Origin of the sequence: Pedobacter sp., assembly GCF_045627485.1 — a bacterium.
GTDB lineage: Bacteria > Bacteroidota > Bacteroidia > Sphingobacteriales > Sphingobacteriaceae > Pedobacter.
Genome location: NZ_JAZQNU010000126.1, coordinates 1 through 13105 on the forward strand (window position 1 = coordinate 1; position 13105 = coordinate 13105).

The 13105-nt window shown below is 40.5% G+C and carries 11 protein-coding genes; 3 read left to right on the plus strand and 8 right to left on the minus strand.

The features are described 5' to 3' along the window. Positions 1–122 precede the first annotated feature (122 nt). The 5 genes from atpH to ACR2F3_RS09715 all read right to left on the minus strand — a co-directional run bounded on the left by atpH (position 123) and on the right by ACR2F3_RS09715 (position 3316). Positions 123–671, minus strand: a complete 549-nt coding sequence (atpH, locus tag ACR2F3_RS09695) for an ATP synthase F1 subunit delta (protein WP_432709779.1) — start codon at positions 669–671, stop codon at positions 123–125. A 28-nt stretch (positions 672–699) separates the two neighbouring features. Continuing rightward, positions 700–1194, minus strand: a complete 495-nt coding sequence (gene atpF, locus ACR2F3_RS09700) for a F0F1 ATP synthase subunit B (RefSeq protein ID WP_432709780.1) — start codon at positions 1192–1194, stop codon at positions 700–702. A 74-nt stretch (positions 1195–1268) separates the two neighbouring features. After that, the gene (gene atpE / locus ACR2F3_RS09705; protein WP_432709788.1) at positions 1269–1478 is read right to left on the minus strand and encodes an ATP synthase F0 subunit C; all 210 of its coding nucleotides are present in this window, start codon (positions 1476–1478) and stop codon (positions 1269–1271) included. A gap of 37 nt (positions 1479–1515) precedes the next feature. Next, positions 1516–2646, minus strand: coding sequence for a F0F1 ATP synthase subunit A (gene atpB, locus ACR2F3_RS09710; RefSeq protein ID WP_432709781.1), 1131 nt, complete (start codon positions 2644–2646; stop codon positions 1516–1518). Positions 2647–3091: 445 nt separating this feature from the next. Then, positions 3092–3316, minus strand: coding sequence for an AtpZ/AtpI family protein (locus tag ACR2F3_RS09715; protein WP_432709782.1), 225 nt, complete (start codon positions 3314–3316; stop codon positions 3092–3094). Positions 3317–3515: 199 nt separating this feature from the next. On the opposite strand from ACR2F3_RS09715, the gene ACR2F3_RS09720 reads away from it, so the two are divergent. The 3 genes from ACR2F3_RS09720 to uvrC are packed head-to-tail and all read left to right on the plus strand — an operon-like array spanning position 3516 to position 9817. Continuing rightward, the gene (locus tag ACR2F3_RS09720; RefSeq protein WP_432709783.1) at positions 3516–5756 is read left to right on the plus strand and encodes a tetratricopeptide repeat protein; all 2241 of its coding nucleotides are present in this window, start codon (positions 3516–3518) and stop codon (positions 5754–5756) included. Between the two features lie 2 nt (positions 5757–5758). Continuing rightward, entirely contained in the window at positions 5759–7984 is a 2226-nt protein-coding gene (locus ACR2F3_RS09725) for a transglycosylase domain-containing protein (RefSeq protein ID WP_432709784.1), read from the plus strand. A gap of 24 nt (positions 7985–8008) precedes the next feature. After that, positions 8009–9817: an excinuclease ABC subunit UvrC gene (gene uvrC, locus ACR2F3_RS09730; RefSeq protein WP_432709789.1), complete on the plus strand. Its 1809-nt coding sequence runs from the start codon at positions 8009–8011 to the stop codon at positions 9815–9817. Here uvrC and gldN read toward each other — a convergent pair. The 3 genes from gldN to gldL are packed head-to-tail and all read right to left on the minus strand — an operon-like array spanning position 9814 to position 13088. Further along, complete coding sequence (gldN, locus tag ACR2F3_RS09735) at positions 9814–10692, minus strand: gliding motility protein GldN (RefSeq protein WP_432709785.1); 879 nt, start codon at positions 10690–10692, stop codon at positions 9814–9816. The genes uvrC and gldN overlap by 4 nt on opposite strands. A gap of 26 nt (positions 10693–10718) precedes the next feature. After that, entirely contained in the window at positions 10719–12257 is a 1539-nt protein-coding gene (gldM, locus tag ACR2F3_RS09740) for a gliding motility protein GldM (protein ID WP_432709786.1), read from the minus strand. 18 nt (positions 12258–12275) lie between these two features. Continuing rightward, the gene (gene gldL, locus ACR2F3_RS09745; protein WP_432709787.1) at positions 12276–13088 is read right to left on the minus strand and encodes a gliding motility protein GldL; all 813 of its coding nucleotides are present in this window, start codon (positions 13086–13088) and stop codon (positions 12276–12278) included. Between the last annotated feature and the right edge of the window lie 17 nt (positions 13089–13105).

Consider the following 13105-nt stretch of genomic DNA (forward strand, 5'->3'; position numbering starts at 1 on the left):
GCTTCTGATTTAAAGCCCGACAATTGTTGCCTGATAATTGCCGATACTTCGTCTGGTCTTACCTCTACCATAATTTATATTTTCTATTGTAAATCAGTAAATTTTAATTTCTATATGTCGAATTACACCACGCCCTGGGCAAATTCCTTTTTTAGTTTATTCAATCCGTTAGCGATACTTGCATCAAACTGCTTGTCGCCCACTTTTAGAATAAACCCTCCTATCAAATCAGGATTAACTTTTTCTTTAACAATGACTTCATTGGCAGCCGTTTCCCTTTTCACAATGGCAATAATCTCTGCCCTGCTTTGTTCAGTAAGTGCTGTTGCAGAGGAAACCTCGGCAGTAACAATACCTTTCAATTCATTGTACTGAGTAACCACTTGTTTTGAAGCCGAAAACAAAATAGCAGAGCGGCCTTTAGTTACCATCAATTGCATAAATGAACTGGTAATGGCATGAACCTTTCCGCCAAATAGATCTTTCAGAATACCTGCCTTTTTATCTATTGGGACAATTGGATTTCTAAGGATGGCTTCTAATTCCGAGCTCCCGTCGATCACCTTCGAAACTAAAACCATATCCGCTTTAACCACTTCAAGAGCGTTATTCTCTTGAGAAAGATCAATAATGGATTTGGCGTATCGTGATGCTGCTTTATTTTCTGACATTCTATTCTTATTTAGCTAACTGAAACAATTAGTTTAATTCAACATCTTTTAACAGATTTGCAACCAAATCTTCCTGTTTAGTTTTGTCATCTAACTGTCCACGCAAAACACGTTCAGCAATATCAAGTGACAAGCTGGAAACCTGACTTTTCAATTCGTATAAAGCGGCTTTCTTTTGGTTTTCAATTTCGATTCTTGCTTTTTCGATCAGCTTAGCACCTTCGGCCTGAGCCTGGGTTCTTGCTTCGTTAACAATGTTATCTTTAATTGCTTTAGCTTCCTTCAACATCTGATCACGCTCTTCACGTGCTTGTTTCATTAATTCCTCATTTTGAGAAGTTAAACGAGCCATTTCTTGTTTGGCCAATTCAGCTTTGTTTAAAGCATCGTCAATAGATTGTTCACGTTCTTTAATCGCTGCAAGCGCTGGTTTCCAGGCAAACTTACTTAAAACAAACAGTAACAATAAAAATGCTATTGTTTGAAAAACAACTAAACCGACCTCAGGTACTAATAATTCCATTTTCTATTTATATCTAATGTTCTCTTCTTTTTTGTAAAATATGTACCCGGTTTTACAACCGGGTACAAGTCTTTCTAGCCATTACCCATTAGGGCAACTACTACTGCGAATAACGCAACAGCCTCAACGAAGGCAGCAGCGATTAACATTGCAGTTTGGATTTTAGAGGCAGCTTCTGGTTGACGAGCAATACCGTCCATTGCAGATCCACCAATTTTTCCGATACCTAGACCAGCGCCAATCGCAGCTAATCCTGCACCAATTGCAGCAACACTTCCTGTAATCATGATTTTATATATTAATTGTTGTTAAAAAATTCTATTAATGGTGCTCTTCTATTGCCATACCAATAAACAAGGCAGACAAGATTGTAAATATGAACGCTTGTATAAATGCAACTAGCAATTCGATTGCGCCAATGAATACTGCAAAAGCAATAGATATCGGTGCGATGTATAAACTGTTAAACACAAATATTAAGCAGATTAATGATAACATTAAAATGTGTCCTGCTGTAATGTTTGCAAACAAACGTATCATTAAAGCGATAGGCTTAGTGAATATCCCTACGATCTCTACAGGAATCATCACAATCCACATTAGCTTCGGTACGTCAGGAGCAAAAATATGTTTCCAGTAATATTTGTTACCGTTAAAGATGGTCAGTAAAAATGTAGCAATCGCTAAAATCATCGTTACTGCGATATTACCAGTTAAGTTAGCTCCACCCGGAAGGAACGGAATTAAACCTAACATATTGTTAAACCATATAAAGAAAAATACGGTCAACAAATAAGGCATGAATCTCTCGTATTTATGCCCTAAGTTAGGCTTGGCGATATCATCTCTAACAAATAAAATGATTGGCTCCAACCAGGACTGAATACCTTTAGGCGACTTACCATAATTTGTTTTATACCCTTTAGCTACACTTAAAAATACAACCAACATAATAACGATAGAGATAAACAACGTTACTACGTTTTTAGTAATTGACAAGTCTAAAGGACGGGCATTCGTTGGATGGTGTTTCTCATCCAAATCTATATACTGTCCGTGCGCATTAGGCGTTGCCGATGCATAATAAATTTTTTCATGGAATTTAACGAAGCGTTGACCTCCTGCTTCTACCACAACACGTGCGTCATCATCGTAATGAAAAGCTTCAGAACTAAAATTAACAAAACCGTTGTCGGTATATAAAATTACCGGAAGATGAATATAAACATCCCCTATCACATGCCATTGATGAGAATCAGCAATGTGATGCAAGGCAAATTTACCTATATTAAACTTCTCCTTACCCTCAGGTTCGGCGTGTGTATTACCTGTCGCTTCAACGGTATCCACTTGCGAGAACGCAGGCGAAGTAACCGAGAAAAACGCTAAGAAAAGCGTAAGAACAACAATTAACCTTTTCACTTTAAAATCAAAAACGTGGCTACAATCCATTTACTCGCAGATTTTTACTTATTATTTTGGTGGCGCAAGTTACGCAACAAACAGTAGATTTCAAAGAAGCTAAACAATAAATATAAAGAAAAAAAATTCAGCACGAATACGAACCCGCTTCCGGTGTGTTTTAGGCTGTAAATCAGCACGAAAGCCATAGAAAAAAGCATTTTCACTGCTATTGACCCCATAATGGCCATTATTCCTGTTTCCGGATTACGTTTTATCCCTAAATACGCCATGATATAGGCAATGTAGGTGATGCCACCAAGAAATCCGAAAATGAACCAGAATTTGGGAACCAGAATAGTATTTCCAGGAAAAACAGACGGTAAAAACCACGCTATCGTGCCCAGCACAACACAATATAAAATGTAACTTACGGTAAATTTGCTTAGACTCAACTTTTATGTTTTTTACAAACCTATGAAAAAATACATAGGCTTTATTTTTTATTCAGCTGTTTCACCACTTGATAAAGCGAAATCAGCACACCAATTAAACTTAGTATTGCTGTTATAATTGGTTTATCATTCTGTTGGTACTCATCAATCTTATAACCTATAAACGCAAACAGCCCAATCGTAGCCAGCATCTGAAATCCAATACTTGAATATTTCACAAAACTACTTGCCGGGCCTCCTTCTTTATTATTCCGCACTTCTTTCATCTATTAATCAATTAAAACTTTCAATTACGCTAAAAATTGGGCTAAATAAATATTTTTGTTTACTTTTTACTAAACTCTTACGCCCGATCAATCATTGAAACACAATAATATACTTTATATAAAGATAAGTTTATTTTTTGCCTGCTTATTCCCCACCTTTTCCTGCAAGACTCAAAATGTTTCTGCCTTAGGTAAGGGCATGCACAACCTGACTGCAAAATATAACTATTTATACCATGCTCATTTAATTCTAGACCGTTACGAGTCGCAACAGCGCGACAGTTATGCAACAAACTTTGAAGAGACACTTACTGCTTATATCGCAGACAACGGTCATGAAAACACTACAGAAGAATTAGATAAGGTAATTGAAAAGACTAAAACGGTCATCGCTGAGAAAAGCAACACCAAATACATGGCCGATGCTTACCTGTTATTAGCAAAAGCTAATTTTTTAAAGGGCAACTATTTCCTTTCACAGTACTACTATGAATATGTCGTTCAAGCGTACCAGGAGAATCAACATATTTTGGTTAAAGGTTTGGACGGCCAAGCGCGAAGCCTCCTTCAACTGGGCAAGTATGAGTTAGCCAAGCCTATATTGACTCAACTGGTGGCAACCTTACCCGGTGTAAAAAAAGATAAAGCAGAACCGCTGGCTGTTATAGCACAAGCAAACATCATCAGCCATGACTTTACTTCGGCAATTACTCACCTGGAAGCGTCCGTAAAAGAAGGCGGTACAAAATACGATCGTTTGCGCCGTACCTACATCATTGCCCAACTAGAAGAAAATCAAAAAAACTACCCTAAAGCACTAAAACATTACCTGAAGATTCAAAAAAGCAATGCGCCTTTCGATCTATATTTTAACGCTATCCTTAGCAGCATTAGAATCAATGGAACGCTGAAAAGAGGCACTGATAAAAAACAACAAATTAAGTCGTTAATCGGCGAGGACAAAACCATCGGTTATACCGACCAGCTTTATTATGAACTCGCAAAAACCTATGCTGCCGAGCAGAATTATGACCAGGCACTTCATAATTACCACATTGCACTTAAACACAATACGACCAATTATTACCAAAGGGGGTTGATTTATCAGCATATAGCCACTATAAACGCCAATCAGTACAAGAAGTATACTCAAGCAAGAATTTACGCCGACAGCAGCTTAAAGTATCTTCCAAAAAAACATGCAAGCTACGAGCAAACAGCTCTTCTACAGCAACGCCTGCAATACCTGTCCAGCCGTTACGAAATCATCTCGCTACAGGACAGCTTACAGCGTATTGCCAAATTACCTGAAGTTGAGAGGCAACACCTCAGTTACACCAGACCTGTAAACGCTGGTTCATCTAACACGCCTACCGACCCTGACGGTGCATCATCACCAGCAGAAAACAGAAGACAGGAGCCATATGCAAATGAAGCAACGCTGCCCCTAACACCCTCATTATTGGCGTCCAGCAATCATAAAATCAGGAAAGCTTATGAGGAACTCGCAAATTTCTATCTTCAGGACATGAGTGATCATGACGAAGCCATGAATATGATCCAAATTTTGTCAGGCAGATTTCCTAATAGTGTTCATGCGCAAACAACATTAAACGACGCTTGGCGCAACCAGAAAGCTGAAACTGAACAACAACAACTCCATTACTACAATCAGGTATATCAAGCCTATGAACGCAAAGATTACCCAACGGTCATTAATATGGTAGACAAGTATTCACAGTCACGGGATAAAAGCGACAACTTAGCGCCACAGTTTCTGTACCTGCGCGCGCTGGCCATTGGCAGATCCAACTCCGTAGATGAGCTAATCAAGGCATTTAACCTTATTAATCAGCAATATCCAAATCACCAATTAATTAGCCCCATTGTTCAATCCCATCAAACCTTCATAAAACAGCATCTTCCAGACTTTCAAAAAAGAAAAACTGCCTTGCTGGATACAGATCCCAATGAACCGCCGTTTACAAATAAACACGTCGTTGAAATCAATACACCTCCTGCCTTAGCTGTTATAGAACCATCAAAAATTATAACAACAACCCCAATTGAACCACCAGGGATTTTTAGCAAAGTAACTGATGCAACCTATTATTTTGTAATAGGAGTGTCAGATGCCAGCATTACCCTAAGTCCTTCCAGATTTGGTATCGGTCAATTTAATCGCACAAACTACCCTGGCAATGACTTAAAGCACCATTTGGCAGAAATTGACAATGAACAACTAATTTACATCGGGAACTTTGTTAATTTTGCCGACGTTAAAAGCTACGCTGAAGATATTCGTCCAAAACTTAAACAAATCATGAAAGTTAAAGAGAGCGATTATACCAGCTTTATCATTAGCCAGGAAAACTTTGATAAAATAACCAGCGAAGCCTTATTAAAAAAGTACTTAGAATTCTATAAAAATAGTTATTGAAAATGAGCAAAGATCTTACAACCGCCGATATAAAAAGATACAACATCACGATCTGGAAGATATTTATCGGTGCCATCGTTATATTCGCCCTATTTATTATATCCATCGGCTTCGGGGTTTTTGGCACCTTGCCCTCTTTTAGGGATATTGAGCATCCTAAAAGCAACCAGGCTACTGAGATTGTGGCAGAAGGTGGAAAGGTGATAGGTACTTATTTCGTTCAAAACCGCTCCAATGTCACTTATCCAGAGATATCCAAGGAGGTTATTAATGCTTTAATTTCTACAGAAGATACCCGGTTCATGGAACATTCTGGTATTGATTTCAAACGTACGTTCACCATTATCTTTTATAATATTATAGGTAAAAAACAAGGAGCGAGTACTATTACCCAACAGTTAGCTTTAAACCTCTTCTCTGAAGAAGGACGTCAGAAAAACACCTTTAAAAGGCTCATGCAAAAATTCCAGGAATGGGTTATTGCTGTAAAACTTGAGCGCAATTATACCAAGGAAGAAATCATTACGATGTACCTGAACACCGTCGACTTCGGCAACCAGGCCTATGGAATCAAGTCTGCAGCAAGGGTCTATTTCAACACCACACCTGATAAGCTGAATGTTACCCAGGCCGCAACCTTGGTTGGCCTACAGAAAGGGATTACCCGCTATTCTCCCACCAGAAATCCGGAACGTTCTTTAGCGCGTAGAAATACAGTAATGTCCATGATGGTTAAAGCTAATCTCCTTTCGCCAGAACAGTACAACATTGAAAAAGAAAAACCTCTAGGGCTGAAATTTAATGCTGGCAAAGTAAGCGATGGTATCGCCCCTTATTTCCGCTCTGTGCTAAAAAACGAGGTTAAAAAAATATTCAAAGAACGTTCAATTCTTAAAGCCGATGGTACGCCATATGACCTGGATCGTGATGGGTTACGTATTATTACCACCATCAATTACGATATGCAGGTGTATGCTGAAGAAGCTCAAAAAGAGTACATGAAAGTTCTGCAGGCTCAATTTGACAAAAGCTGGAAAGGCAAAAACCCTTTCAAAGGTAAAGACCTTCAAATCGACCAGGGCATCAGAAGATCTGACCGTTATAAGGCATTAAAAGCTGAAGGTAAAACCAATGAAGAAATTGAAAAAGACTTTAATACACCTACTGCACTAAGTATCTTTACCTGGAAAGGCGACATTGACACTGTGATGAAACCAATTGATTCCGTAAAATACTATAAAATGTTGTTACGTAATGCCATGATGGTTATGGATCCTCAATCGGGTTATATAAAAGCATGGGTAGGTGGTATAAACTACGAACATTTTAAATATGATCAGGTAAAAATGGGTACCCGTCAGGTGGGATCAACTGCCAAGCCATTCACTTATGCCGTGGCTATTGACAATGGTTATTCACCTTGTTATACCGTAATGAACGAACCCGTTAGCATTGAAGTTCCGGGAAGTAAACCTTGGGTTCCTCGTTCAACCGGCACAATACCCGGACCCATTACCTTAGAAAAAGCACTGGCTTTTTCCCAGAATTATGTCACCGCCTTTTTAATGAAACAGGTTGGGCCAACTGCAGTTGCCACCCTTGCTCATAAAATGGGCATCACATCAGATGTACCCGCATACCCTTCTATTGCCTTAGGTTCATTTGACGCTTCAGTTTTTGACATGGTGGGTGCTTACAGTGTCTTTGCTAACAAAGGCGTGTGGACAGAACCAACTTATATCCTTCGTATTGAAGACAAAAATGGCATTGTATTATACGATAAAAAACCAAGTGTGCATCCTGCATTGAATGAAGAGGTGGCTTATGTAATGACCCGCATGCTTAGAGGTGTGGTCCAAAATGGAACCGGGTCTAGACTAAGTTGGAAATACGGGGTTAAAGCGCCAATTGGTGGTAAAACAGGTACCACGCAAAATAACTCAGATGGTTGGTTTATGGGCATTACGCCACAATTAGTTGCCGGCGTGTGGACTGGCTGTGAAGACCGTGCCTTCCATTTTGCCAGCACCCGTGAAGGTGAAGGTGCCAATACTGCCCTGCCGATTTTTGCGTATTTCATGAAACGCGTTTACGCAGACCCTAAGTTAAATATTTCACAAAAGGACTTTGAAGTTCCCAAAAATGGCGTGTCGATTGTTTACGATTGTAATCAATACCAGCCACAAGAAACAATTACAACAGAATTGGATGAAAAATTAGGCTTTTAAAATAACAAGGAATAGTTGATAAGGATGAGTGCTTTTGATTATAAAGCGGCGTTGGCCGATATCCCCCACCGACCTGGTGTTTACCAGTTCTGGGATATCGAGGGGACACTTATTTATATAGGTAAAGCAAAGGACCTTCGCAATCGTGTAGGATCGTATTTTAATCAAGACACCCAGATGAATGGAAAAACCAGGGTGCTGGTCTCCAAAATCAGGAAAATCTCCTTTACCATCGTCGATACCGAGATTGATGCCTGGCTGCTTGAAAATAGCCTGATCAAAAAACATCAGCCTCGTTACAACATCATGTTGAAAGACGATAAAACCTACCCCTGGATCATTATTAAAAAAGAACCTTTTCCAAGGGTTTTCTGGACCAGGAACAGGTTAAAAGATGGCTCAACATACTTTGGCCCCTATGCATCCGTAGGCATGATGCACACCATTCTCGATCTGATTAAGGAAACCTATCCGCTTCGCACCTGTACCCTGCCCTTAACACAGCCAAATATACAGGCAGGTAAGTTTAAGGTTTGCCTCGAGTACCAGATTGGTAACTGCAAAGGGCCATGTCAGGCGTACCAGAGCGAGGAAGATTACAACAGAAACATTCAGGAGATTAAAGAAATCCTTAATGGAAAGATCGGCAACGTTATCCGGGAGGTAAAACAGGTGATCAAAAACGCCGTGGCCGACCTTAACTTTGAACTCGCTCATCAATACCAGCGTAAGGCACTTGTGCTGGAGAAATACCAAAGTAAATCAACAGTGGTCAGTAGTTCCATTACTAATGTCGATGTGGTGAGCATTGCCTCCGACGAACGCTATGCCTTTGTAAACTTCCTGAAAATTATGAATGGAAGCATCATACAGGCACAAACTATTGAAATAAAAAAGAAACTCGATGAAACGGATGAGGAACTGCTTACGCTGGCCATTTCCGAATTCCGGACAAAGTTTAATAGCACCTCAAAAGAAGTTATTATTCCGTTTGAAATTACCCTCGAGGACCCGGAACTGCGTTTTACTGTTCCAAAACTTGGAGAGAAAAAAAGCTTGCTGGAACTTTCTCAGAAAAATGTGCTCTTCTTTAAAAAAGAGAAACTTAACCAATATGAGAAGCTTAACCCTGATTTAAGGTCGGATCGTATCCTGAGCCAGATGCAAAAAGACTTAAGGCTAACTAAACTTCCTCATCATATTGAATGTTTTGACAACTCCAACTTCCAGGGAAAATATCCGGTGTCTGCTATTGTCGTATTTAAAGATGCTAAACCATCTAAAAAAGACTACAGGCATTTTAACGTAAAAACAGTGGAAGGTCCAAATGATTTCGCTACCATGGAAGAGGCGGTGTACAGGCGATATAAACGCATGTTGGACGAAAACCAGCCTCTGCCCCAACTGATCATCATCGATGGCGGTAAAGGCCAGCTTTCCTCCGCTGTAACCAGCTTAAAAAAACTGGGTATAGACAAACAAGTAACCATTATTGGAATTGCCAAAAGACTCGAGGAACTATACTATCCTGGCGATAGCTTTCCATTGTACCTCGATAAGAAGTCGGAGACTTTAAAAGTCATCCAACAATTACGCGATGAAGCACATCGATTCGGGATTACTTTTCACCGTAAAAAGAGAGACCAGGGAACCCTTAAAACAGAACTGGAAAGTATTCCTGGAATTGGCAAAACTACTGCCGACAAGCTCTTACGCCACTTCAAATCTGTTAAAAGAATTAAAGAAGCGGAAGAGCAGGAACTCGCATCAATTTTAAATAAAACGCAGGTAAAAACCCTCTTAGAATACTTCAATACTAAGGTTGAACCTTAATATTTCCATATCCTTTGTTTAAAGTCTTTCAGGCTTTGCTCAATACGATCTGACTCTGCAACTACCCGCGGGTCGTTTGCATCTGTCGCACCTATAATTTCCATGATCGATTTATTGCCTGGATTGGTCTCTTTAACTATCTTGCTGGTAAATAAACGTCTCACAAAAAAGTCATCATAAGTCATTACTGAAGCATCATTCCTAGGATTTTGCAGGCGCTTTGTACTTAATATTTCCCTGGCGTCATCAAAATAAATCCAGAATACGGGCTGCCAATTTCCTTCCACCATTTTCATTGGTGCAATTCCTATTATTCTAGGTTCGAAAACACCCCTTTTCACATCTAATATCCAATCTTCTTTAATCCTGTACTTGGAGAATTCATCTGGCCTTAAACGCCTTAATGTAGGTTCCGATAACTTGCCCGTATTTTCATCCATCACACCTTCTGTTGTTCCCCTGGCTAAACTCATGGCCTCATTGGCTGTTAAGGTAATCTTAAAGGAATCGTCATCCTCAAGCACTCTGCCCTGAACAGTATCTTTTGGTGAGTACGCCGTTAGCTCCTCGTCTGAGATTGCATCCAGAAAAATCTGAATCAATTTATACCTATCGTTGTTGAGTACTGAATTTGCGGTATCAGCAAGATCAACTTCACGCCAGATCCGTTTAGAATAATAAACATCCTCTTCCCTTACGTCAGCATAGGGCACAACGACATTGCTGTCTACATCTTTTCGCGCTGAAAACCCATCCCTGGGAATTGCCCTAATTTTCACCTTTTTTTCTGGCAATATCGTTTTCCTTGGCATTTCCTGCGCGAAGGACGCTGTACCCATAAATATCAGCATGAATGTATATAAGACCTTTTTCATCAATTTCAATTTATTTGTCGTCGAACCTATCTAGTTATGAACGTAATGTTATCTAATACCTTTTGGCGGCCGTCTGGACCCTCACATACAATATCTTTAAAAATGACCGTAGCGCCAGGTTTAATGGAATTTAACGCCCCTTTGATCTGATTATTAAAGTTGGCACCCGCACAAGCTATGGTTACCGCATCTGCACGTGGATTTATAAAGGTGGCAGAGAAACGAATCACCCTGTATTTCACATCAAAAACGAAGTCATCAAGCTGGGTATCCATCAAATTAGCAGCCTCCAGCCACTCCACTTCAACACTACCACCAGATTTACCCCTCACCAGGCCTTTTGGTGTCGGTAACGCTTTCACCCTGAATTTTTGCGATCCCAGTGACACAGTTTTGCCGTCATTATTGGCCGTTACATTAATGTTTACCTCTTTGCCAATATGTGCGCCGCCAATATTCACGGTATACTTGCCATTTGAGCCGTTCATGGTGCCACCGCTAATGCTCGCTTTAACACTCTGAAGTGGAAAACCAGCTGCAGATACTGAAAATGGATTCGGTATCCCTGCATAAATAACATTCATTTTATCTGGCGACACTGTGGCCGACGGCTTCGCTACCTGGTAAGTTTGTTCTGGTGTACGGTATTCTTTAATCTGCCCGTCGGTTTGTTTTACCCGAATCGTGCCAGCCCATTTAAACACACCTACACTATTGGTACTGCCGGTATAAATTCCTTTTCCCTCATTTACAGACAATTTGTTTCCTCCAACCGAAATTTCAGGACTCGATTTAGAATCACTGGCTGTTAAAAACACCTGTGCCTGATACGGCTGGCCCTGGATGACGTACGAAGTTGGCGCAACAGCAACCGCAGCAAACTGATCCAGATTAACCAGTGATTTGTCCATATTACCGAACAATTTTTTCACCACTTCCGCTTCTGCATTCTTTACATCAGTCTGTATTTTTGTTAAAATAGTATTCGCCGCAGTTAAGGGCGTGCCTTCACCAAAGTTAATGTCGGTCCATCGCTTTTTTCCGTTAACTCGTACCCCTGCATCTTTGGCTTCCAAAGTAAAGGTTACCGTCTTGCGATCCTCCGGACTCAAAAGCGCCAACAGCTTTGCTTGTGTATCATTGATTCTATTCTGAAGCTTATATCCTTCCCGCTGATTAATCAGGATGTTCTGGGCAATATCCTGATTGGCCCGTTCCACAAGATCGCCGGTTTCCGGGTCTACACCGCCACCCGCTTTAATAAAAAGTTGTTGCAGGCTATCGATATAATTATGCAGAGATGCCGTATAGGCCTTCGCCTGGTTTGCTTTCACCCAAATTGGCTCTGCACGTTCAGGCTCGTCCTTTAGCTTGGTATTTTGAAATGAAGAAAATAACTGATCAACACTGCTGTTCACATTGTTCTTAGAAGTTTTCAGACTGTCGTTGATGTTTTTGAAGGCATCTAAAATCGTATCCGATACGTTTAGGGCAAGCATAGCTAACAACACCAAATACATGATATTAACCATCTTTTGCCTGGTGGTCTCTTTCGCTATGGCCATTATAAAACAGTTAGGTTATTATACACGCGGTTGGTTCATTGCAGTCAGCATATTTCCATAAATCGCATTCAGCGACGCAAGATTCCTGGCCAGCTTGGCCACCTCCTCCTTGAACTGTTTTGAATCTTCCATCGATTCATTGAAATTGTTCATGGTTAATGACAGATTCTGATAGAATTTATTCATAGACTTCAGATGGGCCGTTGAGTCCTGCAGTTCCAATTCATACACGGCATTTAAGGCAGAAAGGTTTTTTGCAAGCGCATTTACCTGTTTATGGTAAGCCGCTGCATCTCCGCTATTTTCACCCATATGAGCCAGCTGAGCTGTAGCTTTTCCAAAGGCCTGGTTTAATCCATCGAATCCAGCTGATGCCGCTTTCAACTTCGTTGTAAACTCCTCAGTTACCTGTGCTGCATCAGCCACACGCGATATGGAAGCTACCTTGTCGCCGAAAGTACGTAAGCCTGTGCCCAGGCTTTCTATCAGTTCAGGACCAATCTTAGCATCCGTCATCATTTTATCGAGAGCCGCAGTATTCGAATAGGCAGGCACCGCAACCGCAGTTTGTACCGCTGCTTTTGGCCTTGCCAGCCCGTTAAAATCCTCTGCCAGCTCCGGATACACCTTATCCCACTCCGGCTCTTGCTTTGGCGGAAAAAAACCGGTCACGAAAAACAATATGGCTTCTACACCCAAGCCGAAACCAATAAGGTAATTTCCCATAATTCCACCTATGTGCAGAATTTTAAATAGAACGCCGATAATAACAATACTTGCCCCCCAGGAAACTGCGGTATGTAACCAATCGAATTTAGGTTTTGTTGCCATAATAATAGCTTAAGTCG